At 53.4% G+C, this 26683-nt stretch carries 24 protein-coding genes and 2 pseudogenes; 15 read left to right on the top strand and 11 right to left on the bottom strand.

What is annotated here, in order from left to right; translation table 11 throughout:
- Positions 1-252: 252 nt before the first annotated feature.
- Positions 253-513 carry an accessory factor UbiK family protein gene (locus AC4IHP_RS01790; protein WP_007920416.1) on the top strand — a complete coding sequence of 87 codons (261 nt, stop codon included), beginning with the start codon at positions 253-255 and terminating at the stop codon, positions 511-513.
- Between the two features lie 212 nt (positions 514-725).
- Here AC4IHP_RS01790 and AC4IHP_RS01785 read toward each other — a convergent pair whose 3' ends face one another.
- On the bottom strand, positions 726-995 hold the full coding sequence (locus AC4IHP_RS01785) for a HigA family addiction module antitoxin (protein ID WP_490830741.1): 270 nt from the start codon (positions 993-995) through the stop codon (positions 726-728).
- A gap of 251 nt (positions 996-1246) precedes the next feature.
- Between AC4IHP_RS01785 and AC4IHP_RS01780 the strand changes: the two genes are divergently transcribed.
- The 3 genes and pseudogenes from AC4IHP_RS01780 to AC4IHP_RS01770 all read left to right on the top strand — a co-directional run bounded on the left by AC4IHP_RS01780 (position 1247) and on the right by AC4IHP_RS01770 (position 4090).
- Positions 1247-1711: a hypothetical protein gene (locus tag AC4IHP_RS01780; protein ID WP_423522332.1), complete on the top strand. Its 465-nt coding sequence runs from the start codon at positions 1247-1249 to the stop codon at positions 1709-1711.
- Between the two features lie 381 nt (positions 1712-2092).
- A pseudogene (locus AC4IHP_RS01775) lies at positions 2093-2944 on the top strand (YifB family Mg chelatase-like AAA ATPase); the annotation flags it as partial.
- Between the two features lie 762 nt (positions 2945-3706).
- Positions 3707-4090 (top strand): hypothetical protein, encoded by a 384-nt coding sequence (locus AC4IHP_RS01770; protein WP_490830740.1) that lies wholly within the window; start codon positions 3707-3709, stop codon positions 4088-4090.
- Positions 4091-4274: 184 nt separating this feature from the next.
- Here AC4IHP_RS01770 and AC4IHP_RS01765 read toward each other — a convergent pair whose 3' ends face one another.
- The 3 genes and pseudogenes from AC4IHP_RS01765 to AC4IHP_RS01755 all read right to left on the bottom strand — a co-directional run.
- On the bottom strand, positions 4275-4814 hold the full coding sequence (locus tag AC4IHP_RS01765; RefSeq protein WP_490830739.1) for a hypothetical protein: 540 nt from the start codon (positions 4812-4814) through the stop codon (positions 4275-4277).
- A 106-nt stretch (positions 4815-4920) separates the two neighbouring features.
- Complete coding sequence (locus AC4IHP_RS01760; RefSeq protein ID WP_490830738.1) at positions 4921-5547, bottom strand: glutathione S-transferase family protein; 627 nt, start codon at positions 5545-5547, stop codon at positions 4921-4923.
- Between the two features lie 71 nt (positions 5548-5618).
- Positions 5619-6179 (bottom strand): annotated as a pseudogene (locus AC4IHP_RS01755) (type 1 glutamine amidotransferase domain-containing protein); the annotation flags it as partial.
- A gap of 329 nt (positions 6180-6508) precedes the next feature.
- Between AC4IHP_RS01755 and AC4IHP_RS01750 the strand changes: the two are divergent.
- From AC4IHP_RS01750 to AC4IHP_RS01730, 5 genes are all read left to right on the top strand, one after another.
- Complete coding sequence (locus AC4IHP_RS01750) at positions 6509-6934, top strand: hypothetical protein (protein WP_490830737.1); 426 nt, start codon at positions 6509-6511, stop codon at positions 6932-6934.
- 43 nt (positions 6935-6977) lie between these two features.
- Positions 6978-7760, top strand: a complete 783-nt coding sequence (locus tag AC4IHP_RS01745) for a hypothetical protein (protein WP_490830736.1) — start codon at positions 6978-6980, stop codon at positions 7758-7760.
- A gap of 839 nt (positions 7761-8599) precedes the next feature.
- Positions 8600-9037, top strand: a complete 438-nt coding sequence (locus tag AC4IHP_RS01740) for a hypothetical protein (RefSeq protein WP_490830735.1) — start codon at positions 8600-8602, stop codon at positions 9035-9037.
- Positions 9038-9201: 164 nt separating this feature from the next.
- Positions 9202-9471 carry a hypothetical protein gene (locus tag AC4IHP_RS01735; RefSeq protein WP_490830734.1) on the top strand — a complete coding sequence of 90 codons (270 nt, stop codon included), beginning with the start codon at positions 9202-9204 and terminating at the stop codon, positions 9469-9471.
- Between the two features lie 273 nt (positions 9472-9744).
- The gene (locus tag AC4IHP_RS01730; protein ID WP_490830733.1) at positions 9745-10074 is read left to right on the top strand and encodes an antitoxin Xre/MbcA/ParS toxin-binding domain-containing protein; all 330 of its coding nucleotides are present in this window, start codon (positions 9745-9747) and stop codon (positions 10072-10074) included.
- Positions 10075-10130: 56 nt separating this feature from the next.
- On the opposite strand, the gene AC4IHP_RS01725 is transcribed toward AC4IHP_RS01730, so the two are convergent.
- Positions 10131-11405: a YiiX/YebB-like N1pC/P60 family cysteine hydrolase gene (locus AC4IHP_RS01725; RefSeq protein ID WP_490830732.1), complete on the bottom strand. Its 1275-nt coding sequence runs from the start codon at positions 11403-11405 to the stop codon at positions 10131-10133.
- Positions 11406-11672: 267 nt separating this feature from the next.
- Between AC4IHP_RS01725 and gapS6a the strand changes: the two genes are divergently transcribed.
- Both gapS6a and gapS6b read left to right on the top strand, forming a co-directional pair.
- Positions 11673-12017: a GapS6a family protein gene (gapS6a, locus tag AC4IHP_RS01720; RefSeq protein WP_490830731.1), complete on the top strand. Its 345-nt coding sequence runs from the start codon at positions 11673-11675 to the stop codon at positions 12015-12017.
- Positions 12018-12037: 20 nt separating this feature from the next.
- Complete coding sequence (gapS6b, locus tag AC4IHP_RS01715; RefSeq protein WP_490830730.1) at positions 12038-15370, top strand: GapS6b family protein; 3333 nt, start codon at positions 12038-12040, stop codon at positions 15368-15370.
- 163 nt (positions 15371-15533) lie between these two features.
- On the opposite strand, the gene AC4IHP_RS01710 is transcribed toward gapS6b, so the two are convergent.
- The 3 genes from AC4IHP_RS01710 to AC4IHP_RS01700 all read right to left on the bottom strand — a co-directional run bounded on the left by AC4IHP_RS01710 (position 15534) and on the right by AC4IHP_RS01700 (position 19865).
- Positions 15534-16187 carry a hypothetical protein gene (locus tag AC4IHP_RS01710; RefSeq protein WP_490830729.1) on the bottom strand — a complete coding sequence of 218 codons (654 nt, stop codon included), beginning with the start codon at positions 16185-16187 and terminating at the stop codon, positions 15534-15536.
- Positions 16188-16261: 74 nt separating this feature from the next.
- Positions 16262-19321 carry an HsdM family class I SAM-dependent methyltransferase gene (locus AC4IHP_RS01705; RefSeq protein WP_490830728.1) on the bottom strand — a complete coding sequence of 1020 codons (3060 nt, stop codon included), beginning with the start codon at positions 19319-19321 and terminating at the stop codon, positions 16262-16264.
- A gap of 73 nt (positions 19322-19394) precedes the next feature.
- The gene (locus AC4IHP_RS01700; protein ID WP_490830727.1) at positions 19395-19865 is read right to left on the bottom strand and encodes a hypothetical protein; all 471 of its coding nucleotides are present in this window, start codon (positions 19863-19865) and stop codon (positions 19395-19397) included.
- A 247-nt stretch (positions 19866-20112) separates the two neighbouring features.
- On the opposite strand from AC4IHP_RS01700, the gene AC4IHP_RS01695 reads away from it, so the two are divergent.
- The 4 genes from AC4IHP_RS01695 to AC4IHP_RS01680 all read left to right on the top strand — a co-directional run bounded on the left by AC4IHP_RS01695 (position 20113) and on the right by AC4IHP_RS01680 (position 24269).
- Positions 20113-21093: a toll/interleukin-1 receptor domain-containing protein gene (locus tag AC4IHP_RS01695; protein WP_490830726.1), complete on the top strand. Its 981-nt coding sequence runs from the start codon at positions 20113-20115 to the stop codon at positions 21091-21093.
- A gap of 805 nt (positions 21094-21898) precedes the next feature.
- The gene (locus AC4IHP_RS01690) at positions 21899-22624 is read left to right on the top strand and encodes a hypothetical protein (protein ID WP_490830725.1); all 726 of its coding nucleotides are present in this window, start codon (positions 21899-21901) and stop codon (positions 22622-22624) included.
- 134 nt (positions 22625-22758) lie between these two features.
- Entirely contained in the window at positions 22759-23436 is a 678-nt protein-coding gene (locus tag AC4IHP_RS01685) for a DNA adenine methylase (RefSeq protein WP_490830724.1), read from the top strand.
- Positions 23436-24269, top strand: coding sequence for an 8-oxoguanine DNA glycosylase (locus tag AC4IHP_RS01680; protein WP_490830723.1), 834 nt, complete (start codon positions 23436-23438; stop codon positions 24267-24269). Before AC4IHP_RS01685 ends, AC4IHP_RS01680 begins: the two co-directional genes overlap by 1 nt.
- Here the strand turns inward: AC4IHP_RS01680 and AC4IHP_RS01675 are convergent.
- Genes AC4IHP_RS01675 through AC4IHP_RS01665 form a run of 3 tightly spaced genes read right to left on the bottom strand, consistent with a single transcriptional unit; the run spans position 24204 to position 26675 of the window.
- Positions 24204-24884: a nitroreductase family protein gene (locus AC4IHP_RS01675; protein WP_490830722.1), complete on the bottom strand. Its 681-nt coding sequence runs from the start codon at positions 24882-24884 to the stop codon at positions 24204-24206. The genes AC4IHP_RS01680 and AC4IHP_RS01675 overlap by 66 nt on opposite strands.
- Positions 24862-25467 (bottom strand): 7-cyano-7-deazaguanine synthase, encoded by a 606-nt coding sequence (locus tag AC4IHP_RS01670; RefSeq protein ID WP_490830721.1) that lies wholly within the window; start codon positions 25465-25467, stop codon positions 24862-24864. Before AC4IHP_RS01670 ends, AC4IHP_RS01675 begins: the two co-directional genes overlap by 23 nt.
- Positions 25464-26675 (bottom strand): PfkB family carbohydrate kinase, encoded by a 1212-nt coding sequence (locus AC4IHP_RS01665; protein ID WP_490830720.1) that lies wholly within the window; start codon positions 26673-26675, stop codon positions 25464-25466. Before AC4IHP_RS01665 ends, AC4IHP_RS01670 begins: the two co-directional genes overlap by 4 nt.
- Between the last annotated feature and the right edge of the window lie 8 nt (positions 26676-26683).

Here is a 26683-nt window from a genome sequence, read left to right as displayed (position 1 = left end):
TTCGTCACAGCGACTGCATCAGTGCATGGGTCGAGGGTGACTAAGCAGAAACCTTGCCAGCTCGGCAAAAACCCTGCATTTCAATCTCTTGGGCCCTGTTGCAAGCGCTCGGGCAGAAAAGCTTTTGCCGATACGCACAACAACGGTGCGCCACCGTCCGTCCCCCTGCGCGAAAAGCGTGCATCCGTGCAACGGGATTGACTATAGACACTGCGTGATACACTGCCGGCCATTGTTTCCAGGACATTTCCCATGCTCGCGCCCAAAGACTTCCTCGACGCCCTGAGCGGCACCGCCTCCCGCCTGTTCAGCGGCGACACGCCACTGCCGAAAGCCGAAATCGAAAGCCAGTTCAAAATGCTGCTGCAGAGTGCCTTCAGCAAACTTGATCTGGTCAGCCGGGAAGAATTCGATAGTCAGATGGTGGTGCTGGCGCGCACCCGTGCACGGCTTGAGAGTCTGGAAGCGAAGGTTGCCGAGATGGAAGCGAAGCTGACACCGCCCGCGGAATAACCCGCGTCCCCTGTAGGAGCTGCCGAAGGCTGCGATCTTTTGATCTTCAGCCCTTCAACCATCCCCGCAACCTCCTACAACCTGCACCACCGCCGTCCGATTGCGCTAAAAAGCCCAGGTTTCTAAGCTCATCTGATGCTGAATGTTCAGCAGAGGGTTTGGCGACCAGGGCAGGGCCATGGTGGAAAAGGGCTTCGCGGATGCTGCAATCGCTATAAACCCGCATGCCGGAGCTGGGCCCCGCGCAAATCGTAAGTCGATTGGAGATTCATCCAGAACTCAGGCGTAGTGTTGAGATGAGTGGCAAGGCTGATTGCCAGATCGGCGCAGATCCTGAGCTGGCATTTCACAAGCTCTTCGATCTCGCTTTCGGGCCATTTCGTGGGCATGGCCAGATCCATGACGGTCATGCTCAACGGCTCCATGAATTCCTTATTCAGAACCTCGCCCGGAAGAATCGGGCGCATACCATTGCGGTCCACTTTTCGCCTCCAGAGGCTGCGTTGAGTGGCCAAAGTGGAACATCCGACTCCCGGTACAAGACCTTCACACCCCTTTCGCCAGCGTCCTACAAATATTAGGGCATGGCCCTACAAACATCAGCGTCTGCGCCTGATTCCGTGAGTTCTTCGCTGTGATTAGGCTGGTGGCTTTCGCCTGCGCTGGTCGATCCTATTCGTCGAGTTCCAGGCGATACACATTGATCGCCAGACACTCTGGTTCTGGATCCCTCTTGTCTGATTTGCTCAAGCTCAAAGAAAACACGCTGGTTCAGCATCCAGATGGTGGTTACATTTTTGGCACGATCCCCGATATGCCAAAATTCGGCTTGCCAGGCGGGGAGATTTATCTGCGGGTAGGTATCCACCGTCGAGCGAATAGTGGTTTTGGCGTAGTGCACATTTGGGAAGCCCATAATGCCGATTTGCTCAAGCATGGTTGCCAGACTGCCGATGGGGTAGCAGCGATTGTTGCGAAAATGATCGTCCCGGGAGCACAAATCTATTGTGAGTTCAAAGAACAGCGATGTGGAAACAGGGTCGCGGTACTAAGGACTTCTATGGGAACACTGATTCTTGAACCGCGACACGAGCGCGCCACAGGATTTGGTTACTTCGTGGTGACTTGGTACCCGCAAAAACGCGCACATGGCACGTTAGTGGGGCAGATACCACGAGCACCGTCAAATCAGAAATAAAAAAAGCGTCCGATGGACGCCTTTTAAGTATTTTTTGAGGAGTAGTCGCAGCGATTCTTTAGCTCCGGGCTTTACAGCCTTGGGTTCAGAATCCGACAGGCTAGCCCGTCGTCACTACTTCAGAGAAACCAGCTTTCTCTGCTGCCAAAAATGCGGGGGAGCTTTTGCTGGTGCCCAGTCCCGACGAATGCGCAGTTGCAGTCCTCGAATGGGATGATCCTTCAATGCCGGGCGAGAGTCAACGCTCTAATTCAGGCAAGCAGTGACAGCCCATCGGGTCTGGATACGTCTTGTAAACCTCTATTTCAGCAGTGAAACCCGGCTCAACTACCCTTCAAAAACCCGCAGGAAGCGGCTCCCGATTCAGCTCAAGGAACGACCATGTCCCTCTCCATTGTCCACAGCCGCGCCCAGGTTGGCGTGGAAGCTCCAGCCGTCACTGTCGAAGTCCACCTGGCCAACGGCCTGCCGTCGCTGACCATGGTCGGCCTGCCTGAAGCGGCGGTGAAGGAAAGCAAGGATCGGGTGCGCAGCGCGATCATCAATTCCGGGCTGCAATTTCCGGCGCGGCGGATCACCTTGAATCTGGCGCCGGCGGATCTGCCCAAGGATGGCGGACGCTTCGATCTGGCGATTGCCTTGGGGATTTTGTCGGCCAGTGTGCAGGTGCCCTGCCTGACGCTGGACGATGTGGAATGTCTGGGTGAGTTGGCGCTGTCAGGTGCCGTGCGGCCGGTGCGTGGTGTGCTGCCGGCAGCACTGGCGGCGCGCAAGGCCGGGCGGGCGCTGGTGGTGCCTCGAGCGAATGCTGAGGAGGCATGTCTGGCGTCGGGGTTGAAGGTGTTTGCGGTGGATCATTTGTTGGAAGCGGTGGCTCATTTCAATGGGCATACGCCGGTGGAGCCTTACGTTTCCGATGGTTTGATGCACGCTGCCAAGCCCTATCCCGACCTCAACGAGGTGCAGGGTCAAACAGCCGCAAAGCGCGCACTGCTGATTGCCGCTGCGGGGGCACATAACCTGTTGTTCAGCGGGCCGCCGGGCACTGGCAAGACATTGCTGGCCAGTCGTTTGCCGGGGTTGCTGCCACCGCTTTCCGAATGCGAGGCGCTGGAAGTGGCAGCGATTCAATCGGTCGCCAGCGGGGTACCCCTGACTCACTGGCCGCAACGCCCCTTCCGCCAGCCCCACCACTCCGCATCCGGGCCAGCACTGGTCGGTGGCAGCTGTAGGTTTCGGAAATAGATGCGACTTTTTGGAAATTAATGCGACGGACTTTAAGCTCTAACGATGGCTTCACAGTGGTCTAGGAGACCTTCACATTCTCAAGCGGTAGGTACTATATATCGAAATTAGGGAGTTTATGCTCAAGACATAAACTTCCTAATTTGTATACATATGCCCAATCTTAGTGGGAGTTTTCAGGCGACGGGAACCAGCCTTGGTGATCCGCAAGGAGCGCAACGTCAATCGCATGGATTGATCCAGGCTCAGTCTAGATCGCTAGGATGAGGATGATTTGGTCTCGGGGAGCATTCCGGGCAGCCAACTACTTTACGGACATGTTCTCTGTAAAATTTTGCTGTAAATACGCCAAGAAACGCCGTTGAAAAATCATCGTGTGCTCGTACGCCGCTCGCTCTGCTTCATCGGTTTAGAGCGACGATCGCGTCAATTATTTCCTCATGATCTCGACCGAGCCGTACGGTGGTACTAGCGGCACTGATGATGTAGTCGAAATGCATATGCAGCAGGCGCTGGCCTTCGCCCAGCAGCTTCTCGAAGTAGCTGATGAAATACGAGCTCGCACGTTGAATCGCCCAATCTGCTCGCCGTCTTCCTGCATCATCGACACGATGCTGCGGTTACGAGTGAAATGCTCCAACCGAATCAGGTAGGCCCCTCCACACCCAGCAAGAATTGACGTCAACCGTCCACCATGGGAGTGTCGGTGCGTAGCCTGTGCAGACAAAACGATCACGGAGGAGGAAATAAGTGGAAAAAACCTTTGAAACACCCGCTGAAAGCTCGCTGCGAGGATGGAGTTACAAGGGTGCATTGGATGCGGGTTTAGAGCTTAAATCCTATGCTTGGGAAGACGTTCCCACCGGCACATGGCTTGCTCGGTTGGACTTCAAGGTCTGGTCAAATAAGACATCTGCTGGGAGCCTCGGGTGTTATTTCACCTCATTGGCCGATGGCCGACGATACCTGCTTTCCGCTTTCCGTCCTTACCGCTCGACCGCAAGAACCTATACACCAACAGACGGATCCGTCGACTTTTCATCCCGAGGCCTCGATGGTCAGGTCTTTTTGTTGGAGACCGGCAAAGGGGCAAACGGGAAAACAAAATGGCTTTCAGCGAAGCTCAACGAGTAACACTTGAAGGTTCGTTTTATGTAACAGATCGAGAGAATCATATAAAAACATCGCCCTAATACTCTGCTCGGCTTGCTGAGTAGCTGTTGACATGGGATGTGGCTAATCCCATGTCAGCACTTGGGTCAATTTAGCGTGGGCGTAATCAAGGTGAGTCGATCAAAGCTGGTTGAGATTTCCTTAATTAATTGAATAACCCCACAATGCGCTGCCACAATCCGACTTTCTTAGCAGTTGGTGACGTTTCCGACTCTGTTCGTGATGTGGTGTCTGCAACCTCACACGGAGCTTCACTTGATGCGGTGTCGGTAACATCAGTCGAGGCTGTTACAGTAACGGCCTTATGCCGAGCTTGAGCATCTTCATATGAATACCTGTACCCAACTTCGGGAGCGAAGTCGGCCCCGTCTGCAGAACTCATTACGAATGCATATTGGCCCATGCGACTGTCATGAAAGCCGGCCGCCCCATTGGCGTTGATGTGAATCTCCCCGTTGATCAGCGGAATGTAGGCTCCGTCCTGACCGTATTTGGCGACTGTCCAATGTGATAGCTCAGGGATGGTCATTGGATCTGAATCCCCAGGTGCGTGTTTGCTTTCGATACGCTTCATGACCTCCGCCATCATATTTCGAGACTCCACCACGGAGCGGGGTTGAGCCTCCTTGGCAAGCTCATCGTAAAACAGTTGAAGGCGTTGACCTTTTTTCAATTTCTCAGCCACAGAAAACTCATCCTTCGGTGTCGATAAACGCGGTTTCGTCGAGGTTAGCTCAGGTGGCTAGAACGCTACGACTCCTTGATGCCGTCCATGATTAATCCGAAACAGCTCAACCGTTCTCACGCTCCAATTTCAACGCTCGCTTCCAACTGTCGAGCGACGTCAGTCGTTGAAGGTACGCAGCCAGATTGGGGAATTGCGCGCCGGCACTCAACTGTTCAACAACAGTGATCGCCACAAAAGCCAGCATGAAATCGGCGCCAGACAATTTTTCGCCCACGATAAACGTCTTGTCGGCGAGAACGCTGTCAAGAAACCCCAACACCTTTTCGAATTCAGTTTGCGTGTAACCATCTAGAAATTTGAGCTGGGTGCCTGCATTAGCCTCGAACTGTGTAAACACCTTGAGCAGCACCGGCACCATCGCAGAACTTTCCGCAAAGTGAATCCACTGGAGGTATTGAAGGTAGTCAGGCGAATTAAATGCTGGCTCCAGTTCAGTGGCGAAACGACGTATCAGGTACTCGACAATGGCACCTGACTCTACTAACACCTGCCCCTCAAACTCAATCACTGGTGACTTACCCAGTGGATGGATGGCTTTCAACGAGTCTGGCGCGAGGTGCGTGACAGGATCACGTCGGTAGCGAACCAATTCGTAGCGTGCACCAATTTCCTCTAGCAGCCAGAGAATACGCAGGGAACGAGAGTCGTTGAGATGGTGAAGTTTGATCATGGTAGGCCTCATTAGTCATTATGGATCTCGCCGCACCTGAGCCCTTCAAGGGCTCAGGAAAAACCAGCGGGCTACTTCAGTTGGCCAACGATTGCCTTGGCAACATTTTCAGAACTGGCGGGGTTCTGACCAGTGATCAGCTTGCCATCTTCAATCAAAAACGGTGCCCAGTCCGGTCCTTTCTCGTAGTGCCCGCCCAAGCGCTGAAAATCGTCTTCAATGAGAAACGGCACGACATCAGTGAGTTCAACAGCAGCTTCCTCACCGTTTGTGAAACCAGTGACTCGGCGTCCCTTGATGAGCGGCGCGCCGTCAGCAGCCTTAACATGTCGCAACGCTCCAGGGGCGTGGCAAACGAAGCCAATGGGTTTACCGGCGCGCTCGAAGGCTTCGATTAGACTAATGGAAGTCTTGGATTCAGCCAGATCCCACAACGGGCCATGACCACCTGGATAAAACACGGCGTCAAAATCGACCTCGCTAACTGTGTCGAGTTTGAGCGTTGATGCCAAGGCCTTCTGTGCAGCAGGGTCGGCATTGAATCGATGGGGCATCTCAGTTTGGAAGTCGGGTAGCTCGCTCTTCGGATCCAGAGGGGGCTGTCCCCCTGCTGGAGATGCCAGAACCGCTTCGTGCTGATCCATGAAACGTTTCCTTTCGCATTTCTACCAACCTCCAACAGAAACGTCTGCCCATCCAGTCCGGACTGGGAGAAGTCGATTCCATCATCTTCAGGCGTATAGCTTCGGCTGCCAGGCTGCTGCGGACGGAATGCCCATAATAGGTAGCGGCAATTGTTGGCAAGTGAGGTGACGGAGCCAAACGCGTGCTCCGCCTATTGAGCTTCACAGCATCAGCGATGACTAGTGTTTACGAAGGCATAGCTCTCGTGATACCAATGTGCCACCCACCAACCCAGCGTTCGGGACAGTGAAAAACGTCGATGTATTAAGGATTATTAATGTCTAGTCCAGATAGCGCCGCTCTGCGGGTGGCATACCTGAACATTGTTCAGGGAATAGTTTCACGCCTGGCCAATAGCTCCTCAGTCATCAAAGGTGCCAGCGTTACAGTGTTGAGTGCACTGCTAGCCTTCGCTGGTGGAGAACATGTCACGTTTCATGCCTGGATGTTCCTTCTGCCAGGCGTGATATTCATGTGTTACCACGCCTACTTTCTGCAACAGGAGCGCGCATTTGTGAAGCTCTATAATGTAGCAGCTGCACAGCCCCTCTCCAAGGAAGTAAGTTTTGTGATTGATGCGGTAACGATCAATGCTGTCAAGGAAGCCTACTGGACTGTCTTGGCAAGGAAGTCTATTTGGGGGTTCCATATCCCCATGATCGCTGGTTTTGTTTTCGCCTTCTGGCTTTCCCCGAGAGGTTGATATGTTTCTGGACTTACGGATAGATGGATTTACCGGAACGGGCTTGAGCGCCACTAGTGACGAAATCGCGGAGTTTGAGTCGCGAAATGCCAACCTCACCGCCGATATAGAGAAGTACCTAGTCGACGGCGAAAAAAACCTAAACGCCACGGCGATCGAGAATCACCTATTTCCCAAATTTAATGTAGACGTCTTCATCTCACATGCTCATGCAGACAAGGCTAAAGCGATCAGCCTCGCTATCGCTTTTCAGAGGCTCGGACTCACTGCGTTCGTTGATTCGTGCGTGTGGGGTCATGCTGACAATCTCTTGTTAGAGGTAGACAAGAATTTCAGCGCTAACAGAGACAAAGAAAATTCGTACTTTTATGGGTTGAGAAATCGCACTACATCCAACGTCCACATGATTTTAAATTCAGCGTTGCATGAGATGATTGACCGTTCTGAACTACTGATCTTTCTGGATACAGATCACTCCGTGAAGGTTAAAGACCTCATGGAGGACGACCAATACCTTTCCTCTCCCTGGATCTTTTCCGAACTCATGTTTGCCAAACGTACCAGACGTACGCCTAGGCAGTCCGTGCAAATGGCATTGGAACACCATCTCAAAGCGGTCGCCGGCACCGAGGGGCGCCAGTTTGAATTTCAGTACGAGCTCCCTCAACTAACTAACGACGTCTCCTACTCCGACTTTCTGGCGTGGATCAAAAGCGGCGACACCTCATCTGCGGACTGGCTCAATGGACTTAGGCATCTTGACGTGCTCTACAAGCAAGTTGGCGTGCCGGCAAAGCTGATAAAGGAGCCGCGGACCTCCGCCTGATACCCTCACACGTCAAGCGCGAAATCGGCGCGTGACGAATTACAGGGCCGGTGGTTCTTGTTTCGGTGAGCACCCCAAATAAAGCTACGATTCACCCTACAACAAAGGCTTGCGCGCGACATCGTTGGCAGCCCTACACCCGCGTTGTCAAAATTTGTTACGAATGAGCTGATAGAGATTTCATTTTCAGCCGACTCAAACTACTCTTCAAGTCACTAATGGCTTCTCGCCACCTAGCGTGAGGCCAGATGAACCGGTTGGGTGCCACCCCTTGTGTCCGGCGAACACTTAAAGTGGCGCAGTCTGGACCTGCTCATTCATACCAGCCGCATCAAGGGACTGGATGGGCGTCTAGGGAGGAAATCTATGCAACTTTCCAAACCAGATAACGGTTCAGCGGCCCTAGCCCAACGCCTCCAAGCGTTCGGCGGTGCAGTCGTCGCCCTTTGTGGCGTCGGCGTAGAGCCTGTAACCGCTGTCGTACTAGTTCTCTGCGCTGCTGTCGTTCTTTCGAGGGTGTAAGTCGTGTTGACTGGAGCCAACCTGCGCGCGGGCAGGTTCGGCTCACCTTAAATGTTTCAAATCACACCCAAGCTTAAAGTAACGCAAGTCGAGCGACGACAACGTTGCACCACCGTCGCTACTGCTGTGAAAGCAGACGGATGACTACGTTGCGCCTCTTGAGACGTCTTTGACAGCCAATGTCCCAGAGATCCAGCGCCTGATGTTAAAGCGACGATCCATTCGAGCATTGGGTTACGAAAGTGAAATCCCAGCCGGCTCTATCGACAATTAAAGCGATCGACGGAGCCGTTCAAAGCCACTTGAAGGAACAAAAAATGGCTTCTACCCAGAAACAGGCCAAACGGGCTAAGCGCGCAAAGACGAAAGCGAAGCAAGCCCGAGCCGTTCGTAATAATGTGCCAAAAGGTGTATCAGAAGAGCTACTCGACGACATCGCACAGGGGATGGTGAGTACTCTCGTTCGACTCGCGGAGGCCGAATCAATCAGCATGGTCAACATGCTCATGACGTTGATCCGTGAGACAAGCATGTCCGACGCGAGATCGTTGGACGAGGAAGTCGACAATCAGATCATCGTGCTTACGTTGTACGGTAGGAAAGTCGTAGGAAGATCGGAGGAATGGCTGACAAGCTCTGAATTCCTGAAGGCCTATTCAGAGGCTGCAAATAATTTGGGCCGCGAAGAACTCATTGACGCCTGGCACGACGCCCACGATCTTTTAATCGAGAGTGCAGGATTAGGGGGTCGATGAGCCCCTAATCGTGTGTTGTAAACCGACGCACGGGTCGACGCCGGCGATGAGCGCCCCCTTTCCAACGGGATGCCTGAGCTACTCTGTTAAAGCCGACTCTCGGCCACTTCAAGCTGCTGTTGTTCATGAGCTTGGCATCGGGAGTCAATGAAACGGAGGTGAGCATGATCAACCGTGACGATTATGATGCTGGATGGACACAAAAGACGCTCAACCCGAAAACCGGTAAATGGTCTTCAGGTGGCGCATCCCGGAACATGCTTCTGGCTCAACAAGGTGGCGCGCAAGCGGTGCGCAATGCCGGCGCTATCGATGCTTACAACCTAATGGCGCCTTTGTTCGAGCAGTATCAAAACCAGCTGGATGCGTCGCAAAAAATCAATCTTCAACTGTTGCAGGAGCTTCAAAAGCTTCAGGGGAAAAAGAGGCCCTGAAAGCACCTTCATCGTTTAAAGCCTGCGCAGGTAGGCTTTAAACGACTGACGATCTCCTGACGCGCGTTCGAATCGAGCCTTACCCTGACAGGCTACTTCTGCAAGCGGAACCATGCGCTTTGCTTCCGACTCTGTCCGGAACAAAGGATCTTTCGAGCTAGTAGTTGGGGGCGCCGACCAGCGATGTTTTCTGGCTGGGTAAGGTCAGCGAAAGGTTCTGCCGCGAAGGTCTTTTTCAGACGACGTGGGGCACTGCTCTGATGGCTAGTACCGTTGTATGCTGACCTTGTTGAACATCGCAACTTGCAGGTGGCAACAATGCACTCAAGCGCGCAATCCAAGCCAGACGACTGGTCAATCGGCACGAGCGTTTCTCCCACCGCCGCCTGCCTGAGCCGGCAGTACCTGGCTTATCTGGAAAGGCGAGGAATGGTGTTGTCCCAGGCGGCAGAGGTTCTCGGCAATCGCGATCTTGCCGCTCAGTGGTTTAACAAACCCGCCCGCGGCCTAGACTACCAATCGCCCTGCAGCGTTGTGACTGATGACAATGGCTATCGTCGGGTCAGAGAATATCTGGAGCGCATCAAGTATGGCGTGTATTGAGCAACGCAACCCATTGCGCAGTTGACCAGCATCCACACCGCTTGGAATTTCTTTGGCTAAAAAGTCTTCATTGGGTCATCAATGGAGCGGATGTGAAAACAATCATCGCAAAGCCGAAGCGTCCCTGGTCCAGCGGCAGGCATTCTCAAGAGAACATAATCTCGGGCGGGCTCATCTGCGCAGACAGTGCATATGTCCAGGCTTCCCGCGACCTTAATGGCTGCTTCTGTCATCGCAGCCTGCTTTGGGTTCCATTCCCGTAGCGAAGCGAACCACTCCGATGTGTGAGGGCGGAGCAGCGTGCGAGATTCGGGCTCCAGCAGCCCTCTGCGCTCAAGCCAAGTAGTGGCCGCTTTGATGCGTCGAACATGCAGTTGGGACAGAAGCTCGTACAATTCAATCTTCAGAGCGAAATATTGGCGAGGATGCAATGCGTGCAAGGTCACGTAGCCCGCGTGGTTAAGGACAAAACGATTTTGGCCCAACTTCTCGCTTGCCAATAGCTCCTCACAGTACCCCGTCTTGCCCTCCACTGACCGTTCGTCCCCCTCCATAACAGCAACGTGGTACTGCCAGGAGTTCCTTTCGAGCTCATCTCGCCATAGATCCAGATATCTCGAAGCTCTCAGAGCTTGCACCAAGTGAACGTCCGCCTCCTGATGCTCAACCAGGTATGCGTCGATATCGTTGAGTGACTCAATGCTGGAAGACAGCTTGCGAGCCTCGCCAAGCAAAACGTTGGTTGAGTCGCGCATCGCCTGAACGTGGTCGATACTGTCACGCCTGTCAGTCTCTTCTGCTTCGTTGAGCTCTCTAAGTACATTTGGGACCTCAACGAGCGCCGTACTTTTCAGCAACTCCCCGGGATGACAAAAGTCCGCATCCATCACCAGGTTCACGCCGGTACTACGATAAGCTTGGGCGACTAAGCGCGAGCAGTACTGTCTCCGACCAGCGAAAAAACCAGCAAGCACACTTTTGACGGCTCCAGTCTTGGAGTACCGAGTGCCAACTGCTGCTCTCACGAAGGAGATGACTGAATGCAACTGCTCAGTGGTCAGTGGTGTTACCGGCCGGAGCACATACCCCGCGCAGCCAGGTTCGAGCATGAACCGCTCAAGGTTGCGTGCATGTACACCGTCGCCAGTTGAATCGATCACACTCGACTTACCAACACAAATCATTGCGTGAGAGATGTCGGCGCCGGTGACTCTACGGATCGTTTGGCTCATGGGATCCGGGGTGGTCGTCAGGACAATATCGCCGAGCTGGATAAGATCGGAGTCGAACACCCGAGGACGGACTTTTAATTCATTCGTCTTACCATTCATTCTGGACATTTCTCCGGCGCAGGTTCTGTATAAAGGAGATGCCAAAGCCACTCTGGCGAAGTCAGCAAAAGACCAGCAATTTGAAGACATTCGACAGTCTGGTAACGGCACCGGGTTACGTCACAGGTGCTAGCATAGATCGCCCCAGTTAAATTGACGCTCATTACCGCAGCCCTTTCTAGCTCGACCGGTTCACAGCTGAACGACCCATCCTTTCTCTTGAGGGGACGGCTCCTCAGACCATGTTAATTCAAGGAATACAGCACAATGGACTTCATTACCTCCGGCATCATCGCAAGCTCCGCCTACGACATCTTTAAGCATGGCTTGAAGCTTACAGGCCAGTCACTGAAAGAGCGTTTAGCTCAGTGGATCAAAGACGACGTGTTGGCCGACACTGTGGCTGAAGAGCTGGCCAAGCTCAAAATCAGCGATGAAATGAGCGAGATAGCCATCACTCGACGCCTAGATGAATCAGCTGATTTTCAAGGTCTGATTCGCAGCATCAACACCCAGGCGGCCTTGTTTGCACCATCACAAATCAATACCGTCACTCAAACCCATACCGGCAGTGGAGACAACGTTGCCGGCAATAAAATCGTTAAAAACTGATCGGTCTGAGGTAGCGCAGGTTGAGTACGTTTGAGCAGCATCACAGCGGAAGTGGCGACAACGTTCGAGATAAAATCTTTGTAACGATCAAAACGTTAGCTCCGGACGTCCTTCTCAGGCCGATGGAGATGGTGTTCGATAGCCTGCGCAAAAAAGACCTGGAGAAGGCAAAAACCCAGATGAGCCTGCTGAAGTCCATGACTCACCAGGACCTCGAGACCGACGCACTACTGGAAGCCATTTCAATCTATGGCGATTTGATTGAGCCCGCAGAACAAGGCACTGCATGGGGCACCATCTTCAAAATCGTTTCGGCGACCGAGAACCCGATTGTCAAAGATGTCTGCCTTGCTGCGATGATCAGGCTCTCTGCCGAAACCGAAAAAGAGGCGGACACAAAAAAATACTTCGCCTCGGAATCGCAGCCTGGCCAGTATGCAAAAGAAGCATTCTTAAGCCTCCTTGCGGATGAGGCCGAACTGGAGGAATTCAGCCGAAAGTTCGTCCTCACTGAAGGTGAGATGACCGGCATCGTTGAGGGTGCATTACGGTTGAAACTGCTAGACATCGCAGTGCGTGCTGGGGATCGACTGCTCGAGATGCATCCGAGCTATAACGCCGAGGTGCTGCGAGTGTTGGTGAGTGCCCTGGCGCTCAATAGCGAACTACAACAACGCCACCTATGGCTGTGCTCCCCCCGGGTAAAGCAGAAGCTGGACGCGCTGACGGCTGAAGTTGTCGATCTCTTGGGACGCTCAAACGGCACAGACCCACGTCTTTACAATATGGCATGCCCCATACTGAACTGCTATCAAGGGGTTCATCCTCCCGCCCTGCTCGACACGCTTAACAAATACGCTGAATTCTTGGGGCCGTCCCACGCCGAAACCGCTGCTCAGCTCAAAGCACTAGCCGGTGATGACTCCCAACTTCCTCAGTGGAGGCGCGACCTGCATGCCGCGAGTAAAAGCCCCGCCACACGAAATGCTTGGTGCAGGGACTTTCTTGCCGAAAGCACTCATACCATTAATCAGGTGATTCCTTTTATCCACCTTGCTACCCCCGCCGAAATAACGAAGTGGTTAGCTGGTGAGATGAGGATCAGCGATCTCTCGGAAAAGGAAGCCGCATTCACGCAGCTCTTTGCTCGCTCGTTCAGGGCAGCAGAACAACAAGATGACCTGGCACAGCGAAGCGCACTAGCTCAGGCGGTAGAGCACTTTTCCGACAAATGGGGTCATGAGCTCAATGAAATTTCCCCCGAACGAATCTTCGAACTCGCTGAGAAACTGTTCGCCGCAAAGCTGCCTGACAAGGCACTGATCTTGACGTCACCGATCATAGGTGACAACGCGCTTTGGCCATCAAACTTTGTCATAACGCATCTCAAATGCTTGTTAGAAGCACAGCAGTTCAAAACCTTTGATGAAGTCCTGAGTAGAGTGGCAGACGCTGATTCGTCCCTTTCATTGATGAATTTCTGTTCGCTAAAACACGAAAAGCTAGGGGAAATCCCGCTCGCTTTAGAAATCAGTGACCAAATGATCGATCTCGCCCCGGACTTACCGCATTGCTGGTACCGGGGTTGTTATCTGCGGGACAGATATCAGGACATAGAGGAGCAGCGCAACTTTCAAGCGCGGATCTCCGACTCTCTGTTGGAGCACTACTCCAGAGAGGCGGTGGCCATTTTGTTTTTCATGACGAGATCAGGAAATTTCAAACGTGCAGAGACTAGGTGGGTGGATTGGTTTACCCAGGATCCTCTCAACCGGGCAATCGATTTCGTCGACTTTCACTTTGGTTCCAGCACGTTCGGACGGGCCGATATGGAGGTTTCGCAAACGTTGCCGCAATGCCTAGGAGCTGTTCAATTTACCCAGGACGGTGTCAGGCAAACCAAGCTGATCGTCGAGGATCACTTAGATGTGAGCGAATGCACGTTAAAGGGCTCTAGCAATCTGGGGCAGTTGCTGCTGAGCTCAGCCGTCGACGAGAAGCTGACACTCGGGATGGTGACATACGCGATCGAGGAGCGCCTTCCGCCCTACGTTGCTTGCCTTCGCATGGCAGCTCAACTCCGGCATACACACAATGACGGTAGCGACTGCTTTGTAATTATGAAACCTCCATCAGACCGTGCAGAGCTTGTACCTTTTCTCGAGGAAAAGCTGAGTCTGGGAAAAGAAAGACGGTCTGAACTTCGGACGATCGACAACATCCCACTGTTCATGCGCGGGCATGGGTTGTTTGCTGAGAGTGCGTTCAAGGCCGCATTCAATTGCTGGACCGATGCCGGAATTTCCAAATCGTTGCTTTATGCCAACGGGGAAACCGACCCAACGACGGTGATATTAGATGCATATAGCATCAGCTACCTTGCTGTCACGGACCTAGCGAAACGGTTGCTGGAAAGCGGCATAACGTTCATCTTGCCGGCTGCCACCAAAGAAGCGTTAGGTACCTGGATCGAAGAAATCAGCGACGAAAACTTCATGGTGATGGGGGTTACGGGCGCAGGAAAATTTTATCGCACCACAGCGTCCGACCTCCAAGCTCACAACGGGCATGTTATTGCCGCGCTGAGATGCATCATGGAAAACTCGACAGTAGTCCACCCCGGCCTACACAACGCTGCGCTGGAGGTCTACTCCATCAGGGGTGGTGTCGATCATACAGTGTATGACGCAATGCAGCTCTCATCAGTAAGCAACATCCCTTGGCTCTGTATGGACCCAGTGTTCGCTTCACTGCACGCTTCTTCTGATCGTTTGGTGGTCAATGCTCATGCGTTAATTGTTCGAGCAATGTCCTGCGCACCATTTGATTTTGAGCATAAGCGACATGCACTCATGCTGTACGCCATGGGGGCATTACCACTGCCTCTTACGTATTCAGAGCTCAAAAAGCTCGCAGGGCACCCTAATAATCTTGCCGGATTCATTCTGTTCAAAATCATCCAGAACCACGGCAAACAGATTTTTGTGGGGATCGAACATCTTGCATTCTTGCTTGATTTGATACTTGCTCACCTACGCGGCCAATTCTTCTCAAGCAGCAGCATCAACTCGCCACCCTATACACCTGTCATGTCTTACTCTTCACATGTGTTCAACCACGGATTGCAGCTATTCCTATCATCCTTTAATAAAGGTCCCGCTGAGTACCGATTCGCTACCGCGCTCGCCCACATCTCTGAACAGATCACAAACAAACAAAGCTTCCTAGAATACGCTATTGAATATTTTGTGAGTTTTGCTCAAGGACATTTCTTTGACATGGAGATAATCAAAGAGAACTTAAGTATTGTAATGTCACCGCCTCCCGAGGCCACTGAAAGCGGCCAGACTTGAACTCCTCTCACGAGAATTGAGTGACATTCTTTTAGCATCGCCAGTGCGGAGTGAAGGAAAGTTTCAAGTTGAGCATTTGCTCTCCTTTGAAGAAGCATTCTTCGCTCCAGCCGTCGCCTGCTTTCGGTGAGATAACAGCTGGAGCTCAGTAGCCTGTTGAAGGCTAAGGGATGTCAAAAGCCCAGAGATGCCAGAGGCGGATCTCTCCAGGCGCCCCACCAGCTTGGTAACTCCACTGACGATCATGGGTGCTCTTGCCACAGGCAGGTACCGGCAACCCTGACTGAGTGAGATGCTGAGAATTATCTTGAATGACCAACAATGAATGATCCTTTTCCAGCGGTGTTGCCAGCGTAGCTATTTCCCGATGAGGCTGTTTTCGGTACGCGATCATCAGCCCATCCTGCATTGCCCATGCATAGTCACCACGCACAAACCGAGAAACACCTTCCTTTGTGTAATTAGTTAGGCTCTTCCCCTTCGATACAACTTTTGTTTCTGCAAAAATACCAACGTAACGACGAAAGTTAGACATCGGACGATTGGCGAGGCGGATCACAAGGTCTGGCTGCTTGTTGATAACACCTAAATCGAAGTTTCCGATATTGGGTGAGCGTTCGACATTTTCAAATACATCGGAAGTAAAACCATCGATGGGACAATCGTCGGAGTCCAAAAAATAAGAAAGTATCTCGCAAAGTGCATCCGTATAACGATCCTCTTCGGGGTTGCCAGGTGTGACTGGCGAGAGGTGCTTGGCCGGATCTGAGCAAATGACGACCCACGCCTGCTGCAATGCCTGGATCACTACGGCCAAGACATTTGGGGAGACCTTAACGGGGAATCCGGTATTACTTGAGATCAATTTTCCAGGACTTCCATGTGGCCCGATCATCTAGCGACCCTGCTCCTTGTCACTCGGTTGAGAATCGCATCGTTACGCTTGATTAAATCCAGGGCAAGCGTACGTGCGGCGGTTCGGGTCCAATAGCGACACTGATTCAAGATGCCCAAATAGACAGCATTCTCCTGATGGAACTCCACCAGCGTGCATCCCATGTCATCTGCCATGTTCAACGCCCCCAATAAATCAGAAGCGTTGGGTATGTCATCAAGACTGTGCTCCCCGACCCTAATAAATCGCCATGGCGAAAGCGGGCTCTGTGGGTACGCGGTCAACTCAAGAGGCTGGTCACTCATGTCGAAAGGCTTAAGGATCTTTTCGAGCGACTCCAGATACCGATCGACATCCAACTCACTGGGCGGAGACACAGCAAACCGTTTTACCCGAGAGAAAGGCAGAGCCGTGGATAGGCGATCTTCAACCAGAGTGATATCCGCCGGCGCTAATCGATAGATAGCGCTGACAATCGAGTCGACATCCTGCATTGCGAACTCACGTGATTCGGCCTTCGCGAGGAGTTGGTGCAAAAGATCGATACTTTCCTTTGAAAGCGATTCGAGCGGGATCACTGGGAACTGCTCGATATCTGACTTCTGCATAGCTTCACGCTCGCAGCCAAAAATACTGCTGGTCATCAAGGCGTAGTACAGAAAGAGCTTGCTGTTCATCAATGCCCATAGGTAAACGGACATCAGACGAGGCTCCGAGACTTCTGCACAGCTGTATCCTATGTACGATTCGCGATAGGCAACCCGATCCAGAGCCAGCATCGCTGTAGGCGCATTATCCTGAGTACTGGGCGACTTCCTCAGCAACACTAGCGGTGGGTCGTAGATATTGGACTGACGCTTACGATGCACACGCTCAAGCTCGAACGGGGGCAAATCCTGAGTAGGCACTACGTGCCACAACGCATCCCTTGGATCCGGCATCATCGGCAAACCAGCGAGAAATCCCGCGTCTTCGTCTCCGCTACTGGTCTGGTACCCGTGGCCATGGTGGATACCGACACTGTCGGCATAGACTTTTAAAGTTGGCCGGTGCGCATCGGGTTGGAGGCTGGAATCGCGGGTATTGGAACCCTTGAGAGGTCGCTTAACGTCACGCTGTATTTTTTCCAGCAACGCGACATCTAGGCCATTACCTTTCGCGAGCGTTTTGAACAGGTGAGGTATTTGACCCACCATATCGGCATCAGATGCCCAAGCATCTTTGTGATCGATACGTATACGGCCCTCTGCATTGAGCGCTCGGTCAACAGCGGGCGTCACAGCATAGAACTGGCTTCCCGCTTCAGCAGCACGATTGCGAGCAAAAAGAAGGCAGAAATATGCGGAGTTGCTTGGCCATACAGGAGTATTACGCAGCTCCATGCCGTTCAGAACGTACTTGACATCCAACCCACTGAAAAGCGCCTTGCGCGCATCCAGACCTTGCGGTGTCGTCTTGATCAGCAAACGGGCGTGAAGCGCGAAAGCCAGCACGGCATCGGGCTTCGCCCAACGGGTGGATTGCCAAACGAATGGCAAATCTGGCACCCCATCGGGATTGGCTACCGGTGTGATGCCACGCTCGACCATTGCTTGACGTGAGACTTGGTCAAAGGCTTTCTGTTGCTTGGGCGCAGCAACGGAGGTCCAGGGGGGATTACCGACAACAACATCAAACTGGCCGCACAATAAATCACTAGCGGGACGGCTCAGGCTGCCGAGACACAGACCACTGGTCTCATCCATCCAATTCTCAGCATCAAGCAATACGCGCCCCTGGAGATGGTCAAACTTTAGATCCTGCAACTTGGCGACATCAGGATCCAGCTCCAAAGCGGTCAAATACAACGCCAGAGCGCTCAACTGTCGCGCTGCCGGGTTGATGTCCATTCCAACCAACTGGTTGTTCAGTATGTGCCGTATGACCTTCGTAGTGGGCTGCTTGCCTGTAGCTCGCCAGTAGCCCTGAACCAGTCGACGAAATGCAGCTAGCAGGAACACGCCGCCACCTGCAGCGGGGTCTAGTACTCGAGCCTTGTAGGCTTCTTGTCCCAACATGCCCAATGCCTGATCTACGACATATTCTGCCAAGTGCCGGGGCGTGTAATAGACGCTCTGCGCTCTTGCTGTTTCCGTCTCAAACCGATGGATGTATTCCTCGTACACCTGACTAAGGAGGCCTACGGGGATATAGGCGAAGTGCAGATCATTCCAAGAAAACTGTGTCTGATAAGCACCATCCCCCACAGGCTTGTCGCCTCTGATTATCGCGCTCAGATCGTCCAAAGCCGAGGTGCCATTAATGACGTTCAGGCTCCGAAAATAGACCTCATCACCATTATCCGGAAGGGTCAGCAAATCGCCGTTAAAGGTCTCGTCAAGCCAAGCCGAACTGATCGCGGCAAACTCTGGCGTAGACAAGCAATCCAGAAAACGGGGCACGCCAGGGAACGGATTTTGATCCTCAAGAATTCCCCGGTCATGCAGGAATCGAAGAAAAATCGCCCGTCCGGTCAATGCTAGGGCCTCATTGGCGCTGACGCCTCGAAACCCAATCAGCTCTTCAGTAACGACATTCAGCAACTCGAGCATTAGGTCGTGCGTGCTGATACCGTCGGAGCGCGTCGATACATCCCCGAAAGCCAATTTGGCGAGCAGTCCCGGATGCAGATCCGTAGCCTCCAACAGCGGTGAGGCATTTACATCTCGCGATTGCCCCAATGCGTAGACCTGGACACTGCCAGGACGCAGGAATACGACGTAGGGAGCATCCGCCCTGAGTGCAAGACGAGACATGTCCCGGCATCGATCCTGAGCATGTTGCGGGGGCTCGTGCCTAAGATCCCAGATGTAAAACAGTGGCTGATCATCCTTTAGCACCACTGCATCTGGCGTAGGCTCTTCACGGGCGTGTGCATTGACTAGGCCCAAGAAATCTAGGTGCTCTGGCCGAAGTGCAAATGACGCCTGCGCAAAAGTCACCACCGCCTCAGGCTGTGTGCCCAACGCGGTTGCAATGGATTGGCGGGTTAACTCAGCAGGCAACATCGTCAACATTTCCCTGTTTTTTGCACTGTGCAGACTGGCGTCTCTACTCGCAAGCAAAGTGATGAGCAGCTTTGTTGTGACATCACGCCGGCCTCCCCTTCAACACTTCGAGAGGAGGAAACACTAGATTGGATTGAGGGCTCGCTTCTTCAACGGAGAGGCATTTGTGAAGCTCAGAGATCAACGGGCTAAGCGGAATAACGATGCGAGGACGTTTATCCCATTTCGGATCCGCAGCTACGCTCGTTAACTCAATGGACTCGCCATCGAAAACAATTGCCTTGTCCTCAAGACCAAACCATGCAACTTGAGAGCAGCTCTGGAACAAAGCTTCAGCATGGGGAGCGACATGACGCACTTGAATACCCAGCGCATGCAGTTGAGCCACGACCTTAAGCGAGAGTAGATCGCCTGAGGAAAAACAAGGGCCGTAACCACGCTTCCCTTTTAGAGGCGCTAGTGTCTGTCGCCAATGTCGGAATGTCTCCTCGGAAATTCCGATGGCTTCTTTGGCTTGGGCAGGTACAAATCTCATATTTTGAGTATACCCCATTCTAAATCGTTGCTAACAACGATTTAGAATGTTGCTAACCACATCTACAAATCCCTTCGAATGCAAGAGACAGGGCATCTACTCCCTCTCCCACTTGAGCACTGCATGCCTCAAGCGCTCTAGGACGTCGATAGCTGACCTTATTTTTTCCAAGTAGGGTTCCCTTCATTGATGCTGGTTCCACTGCCGTCAATCCAGTCAGGCGGCTTGGTTGGTGCCGCCCTCAATACATCCCAAAGAGTAAAAAATGACAGAAGTCGAAAACTGCGGCTCGATCTTCATCTCCTACGCATGGGGCACTGGATTAGAAAACAAGGAATGGGTACGTCAGCGCATCGTTAGCAATTTGGACTGGAACCACGACGTATTTTGGGATCGAGACAGCATTGCCTATGGCGAATCGATCGACGGCGTTATTTCTCAGGCGCTGTCCAAGCGTCCGATACTGATCCTCTGCCTATGCGATCAGGATTATGTAAGGGCGGCCCACCAAGAGGGCTCAGGACTCTATCGCGAGCTGCAGATGCTGACCAGGATTGCCGACGAGCCTGGAGTACGGATCGTCCCGCTCATTCTTGAAAGCGGATGCACCGACAAACTTCCTGAGCCTTTGGCTGGTCGCCTATACCTGAATCTGCAGCCTTTACACCAACTGAACATCGATCTCGGAATGGCCGTAATGAGTGTTGCCGAAGGGATGACACCAGCAAAGGTACAAAAAGGCATCAACGCCCAACTGGCCGCCTTCAAATTACGCCAGCGTGCGCTGAACTTCCTGCGCGAGCGCCCAGTGACGATCTGGGGCAATGGCCGCACCCACGAGGTGATGGTTTATCGAGAAGATGCAGCACCCCAACTATTGCTCGCGCCGCAGTGGATGTGGGAAAGCGATAACTGGAACTACATGCTCAACGATGACGGCCCAACGTTCTGCCCAACCAAGGGGCGTTGGCACTGGGAGCTATCCTCCTCATCAATCGACATGCGCCCGCTCGCCACTGCACTGTTGTCGGTTTTCTTTGAGCAACTCACCGGCGAGAACGAACAAAGATTTCTAAACCAGGGAGGCATCGTTCTCGCCAACACGTTCTTCAGAACAGTCTTGATTACCGAGCCATTCACTTTTAACGCGGAAGATATCGTTGGCTTCCTGATGCGGCGCGATGAGGGTTACGAAGCATTGGAAATGCTATTGAATGCGGCAGATACGGATGTCGAAGTCGCTTAGCAACCAGACGCCTTAAACACAGACCAAAAGGCCGTTCAGAAATCACCTGAACGGCCCTCATCGATCAGCACGGCATATTGCATATGCGCTGGTACGCAAAGCGCGAGCGCATTCCCGACGAACGGCAATCTCAAAAAATCATCCATTCGACGGTGACTACTGAAACAAACCGCATCGAATTAATACGAGCGACCAGGTTCCAACTCGTCACCGATCAGCTAATGTCAGAGACGTCACGCACAGACTCAAAGCCCGGTAGGCAGCACTCCCGAAGGAACCTCAGGGCTTAGCTACCCTCTAAAGAGAGCGTCATTCAAAGAGGGGCATACATAGAGTCGTGTTGACGCATGAACTCAAACGAGATAGATCATGGTATGCATGAATAGTGGTGCCACAATAATGGCACTATGACTTCATAAAGTGGTAGAAATAGCGCTGCGCAATCTCTATAATTCGCGCGCTTTTTTCGAAACACGATGATCACCAAGCATCATCACAAGCAGACCCTTTGAGGTCTTATTTTGAACCGCTGACTTTGCCGCTCCAAGGCAGGCGCAATAAGGCAAGTCACAGATGAAGGATCATAGGATGTGGTTCCAGAAGCTCTTGAGAGCGCTTTTCCCTTCACGGGTTGCAATACCCGCTAAATCCTCCAAGGAAGCGGCAGACATTGCTGCTCACAACATCGTGTGCTCGTACGCTCGCGGTAATGTGAATCTTCAGCGTGGCCGATACCTTACTTCGGAACAGCTAGAAATCCGCAAGCAAAAGCTTGCTCAACACGCGTTCTGAGAAAACCTGCCCCGTGACTATTCTTACCCTTCCTGCTGCGCAGGAGCTGGAGTCGCGCACGCAAGCAACTGAGCTCGTGCGCCTATTCCGGCTGGCCGAAGAGAAAATCAAACTGGTTGAGAATCTCAACCAGGCGCTTTCGATTCCCGCCATCAACGAACTGCGATACGCCGGCTTTCACATGTCCCAGTTTCTGGCGGGCGGTGATAAAGCCGAAGAACAGCTGAGCAAGGCCGAAAGCCACTGCAAGCGGGCGATCTATGACGCCGTGGAAGCCGGGGTCACGCACCAGCTGGAAGTCATCGCGAAATTCCAAGACGATTTTCGCTTGCTGATCATCAGTGAAACGATTCCTGACTATCGCAAGATCAAGGAAGAGGCCAACGACGCCAGGGACTTGATCCTAGAGCCGCGCGCTCCGGAGGAGCGAGAAGCCTATTACGAGAAATGCTCCGAGCACCTCGAAAATCTGCGCAAAGCTCAGAAGAAGCTGGATCTTTACCGCGAGGACCTGCTCAAGGCACTCAAACGACAGAGCAACAAGTCCCTCGTTACGTGGCTTACAGCAATTTCTTGCGTTGCCTGCGTGATCGCTGCGATCTACGCCCCCTTGGCTTACTACAAGACAGACAAGACTACCGAACCTACAGTAGCAGCAACACAACCCAGCACTCCCGCTGCACCCTTAGCCGCCACTCCAGCGCAAACGTCGCCTGCCAAGACTGCAAATACACGCTGACGCAGTGACAACCGCTTGCTACATAAAGGTCCTTCGGGGCCTTTTTACGTTTCAGAGCACTACTGATTTTTGCGCTTGAGACCGCTCAGCGCCTCGTCATTGACATCATCGTCATTTCTGACGATGCTGGGTACATGAGATATCCAGGCGGAAAAGGCAAGTGCTATCAGCGCTTGATCAACCTGATGCCACCGCATCAGACATACATCGAATCCCACCTTGGTGGCGGGGCCGTCATGCGCAACAAGAAAGCAGCGCAACGGAATATTGGTCTGGATTTGGACGCCAAAGTTATTGAGCTATGGCAGACGGAGCATCCCGGCACATGTGAGCTGCATCAGACCGATGCCTTGACGTTTCTGCAAAGCTATCCGTTTGAAGGCGAGGAGCTGGTGTACGTCGACCCTCCCTACATGCCGGAAACACGTCGCCGAGAGAAGGTCTATCGTTGCGATTACACGGAGGAGGATCACATGCGCTTGCTACGCTGCCTGGTCGCGTTACCTTGCAAAGTGATGCTTTCGGGCTATGACTGTGATCTCTACAACCGTGAGCTCGACGGATGGCGCAAGGTGAGTTTTCCAGCCAAGACTCATGTTGAAGTGCGAGAGGAAACGGTATGGATGAACTTCGAGCCAGCCGACCGCCTGCACGATAGCCGATACATCGGTGAGACATTTCGGGACCGTCAAACCATTCAGCGTCGACAATCCAGACTTCGTAATCGCATCGAGAGCCTGAACCCCATTGAGCGACACGAGCTACTGCAATGGATGCAGGATCACTACGGCAATGCCGAGGAGGCCGCCTGATGCAACTGGGCGCTATTTTCATGGACCAAGTGGTCTTCAACGTTGAACTGCCGACAGCAGACGAAGAAGTAATTCCAGGCGTTCCTTGGGGAGCTATGGAAGCGTTCCCGACGCCGGCATATTGGGCCTATCAGGTATATGCCCGCCGCCTGACGGGCGATCGAATCAACTACAAGCTCGGAGCGACCCTGAAAGAGGAAGTCGGAGCCTGCCTGCTAGGCGGCCATGGCATCCCTGCCAGCGTTGGCTTGGCTGCCTTTCACCACGTCAAAGAACGCGGTGCTTTCGGTGAGCAACCTCCGACAGAGGAAACCCTGCTCGAGTGGCTGAGAGAGCCCCTGGCCATCGAAGGTCGCTTTGTTCGGTACCGATTCGCCAAACAGAAGGCTCGCTATCTCTGCGCAGCCCTCCAGAAACTGTCCGTGGAACACCCACCACTTGGTACGGGCAAGGCGCTGCGCAACTGGTTACTGGACGTTCCGGGGATCGGCTACAAAACCGCGTCATGGGTTGCCCGCAACTGGCTGGATGCGGATGACGTGGCCATCCTCGACATTCACATTCTGAGGGCCGGTTTGCTGGGCAGATTTTTTGAAAGCAACCTAACTGTCGAACGCCACTATCTCCAGCTTGAAGAGCAGTTTATCCGCTTCAGCAAAGGACTTGGCGTCAGAGCATCAGAACTGGATGCTCTGATGTGGCTGGAAATGATGTCCTCCCCCGCCACCGTGCAGAGCATCATGGGTACGGGGCACCATGCACCCGACTCAGGCTCCCGCAGCCGTACCAAGAAGAGCAAGACCCACTCCGGCCAGCTTTCCTTGATCGGCTAACGCGCTGGCCCAGGGCTCACCAGTGATACCCAGCGGACAGAAATTCAGACCCTGGGCTGTCGCGGTGAGCGCCATCACGGCCAGTAGCGCGCCCGCATCGCGCCAGACAAGACTGCAACCGTCCTGATACTTCCCCAGGGTTTTCCCGGGCTCAGCCAAGAAGAGGATGCGAACCGCATCATCCCCTTCCAATACCTTCAAACTTTGCTCGTAAAGCCCTGCCAGCTTACCGTCACCATGTTTGAGCTCGCGCAACTCGTGAGACCTGGGCTGGTACAACCACCACCGCCCACACCCTGGGCGCTTCAGGACTACATGTATCGGATGAATAGCTCCCGCCGAGGGTGATGCCCGATGCTCAAGATCAAAACCCAACTCCGACGCTCCCACCCAACGTGTTCTGCAGGTATGCCAAAGAAATGCGCTAAGCTGTGAGTCGTTCACAACGCCGAAGTCGCGTCGCGAAACGCGTGCGTCCAACACCTCACCGAACGCCAGGGTCAATCCACTTGAGCAGATCGGAAGCTGGAAGACCTCTCCCACCTCCCAATCAATGGGCCGATACTGCTCAGGTGAAGGTCTAGGTAGAGGATCACCCAGGTCGATCCAAGTCATACCCCACCTCCTGAAACACCTCCATGTACTTGTTACAGCCTCGACAGTTGCCGCAGGCCACGTGCGATTTATGGCAACTGTGGGCCCACGCCAACATTACTGGAGGAATTCCAGACTGACGCACGAGCTGCGCAGTGGACAGTTCAATGGCAGGCGCTTCTACCACCATCGCGCCCTCCTGCAGAGAAAGCAAATGACTGATCGCCGACATGAACTCAGGGGAGCCATCCCTGTGAAAGCCATCTGACTTCACTGTACCGATCCACAGATGCGTTACACCGAACGAGATAGCCTTCATCGCCGCCAAGGTAACCAGCATCTGGTTCCTGTATGGCCACCAATCAGAAGCGGGAGCCAGGTTATCAGCCTGACTGCCCGCCATGTCTCCCGACCCCAACTGGCGGCAATCGACTTCGATCACGTGGTGAGCAATCTCAAGCTCCTGACAGATCGTCCTTGATGCTTGGATTTCAGCCTGTGCTGCTAGCTGGCCGTAGTTCAGAGTGAATGCGATGTCGGGACGCTTCCACCAGGCCAGCGTCAGAGAATCCATACCACCAGACAGCAAAAGTCCCGTCTTCATAGCACCACCGCCTCCCAGACCGTCTGATAGATCGCGCTGACGTAATCATCGGTGATATGGCAATCTGACCCTTCCATCATTTTCACGTCCTGCTTGGACTCGTTCTCAGCGTAGAAAACAACAGGCTTACCCAAAGCCCGGGCGTAGCCGATCTCGTAAATCGTGCCCGAATCGAGCCCATCACCGATCGCAAACAAGACATCACAATCACGCACTCCTTCCAGATCCTTCTCCACCACATCCTCGGCTGAACCAAGACCCACATCGTGATAGGGAGAAAAAACCTCCAATCCCATCGCCAGTAAATCTCTACGGGCCTGGCCAACCATCCACAACTGCGCGAGCGTGAAGAATGGGCCCGCAAGATAGACCCTGGGGATACGCCCTTCGCAATACTGCAAAGAAGGTTGCAGCGGCTGCGGATGGAAGCCGGCGAGCAAGACAGGGTCGGGAAATCCTTGATTCTGGCAATAGAAGGCCGTCGCAGTCGAAGCGAGAGCAGCAGCGTCATGAGCCGAAAGGTTGTTGTCCATCCAGCCAAGCGCAAAGTGAGCAGCGAACGTGTCTCCAGAGCCAATTTTCCACACCCGGTCGGTCCGGTACGCGGGGACGGTGGAGATCGCACCGTTGTCATATATCAACGCCCCTAAAGGCCCCATCTTGATGACAACCACCTGTGCGCCCTCTTGGGCTGCAAGCGTAATGGCTAGCTCCTGCGCAGACAGCCCACGAGAACCAGAAACCAGCAGGTGAGCTTCATGACGGTTCAGCACCAATGCCAGGTGCTCAGCTTTGGAGCCGTTTGCTCTAAAGGACTCAGGCCCTTCGGCATTCTGCGGGTCAAACACAGCGTACTTAGCGTCAACGATAGCCGTCCCATCGATCATGCCGAAGCGCAGGACCTTCTCAGCGCTGGCCTGCAACACTGAGCTGAGCGGAGCCTCACGCCGAATATCCGGAGTGGCGAGCCCATGAATGTATTCGAAGGTCACCCCCGCCTGGATGCCGGCAGCGTTGAACTGAAAACCTTCTGCGCCGGCGCGGGCACCCATGACGATTTGGCTGCTGCTATCGACATAGGCTTGCAACTCAGCCTGTCCGCCGAAACGTGCGATTGCGGTAGCCGCCCGCCCGGCGGACCCAAAAACATCATCCCACGCTGGGCGCATGCAACGCTCGCGGTAAACACCTCCCACGATGGTGATCATGGAGCTCT

This window comes from Pseudomonas sp. UF-293, assembly GCF_058245595.1.
Note: the sequence above shows the minus strand (reverse complement) of the source record. Positions and strands in the feature narration are given on the sequence as shown.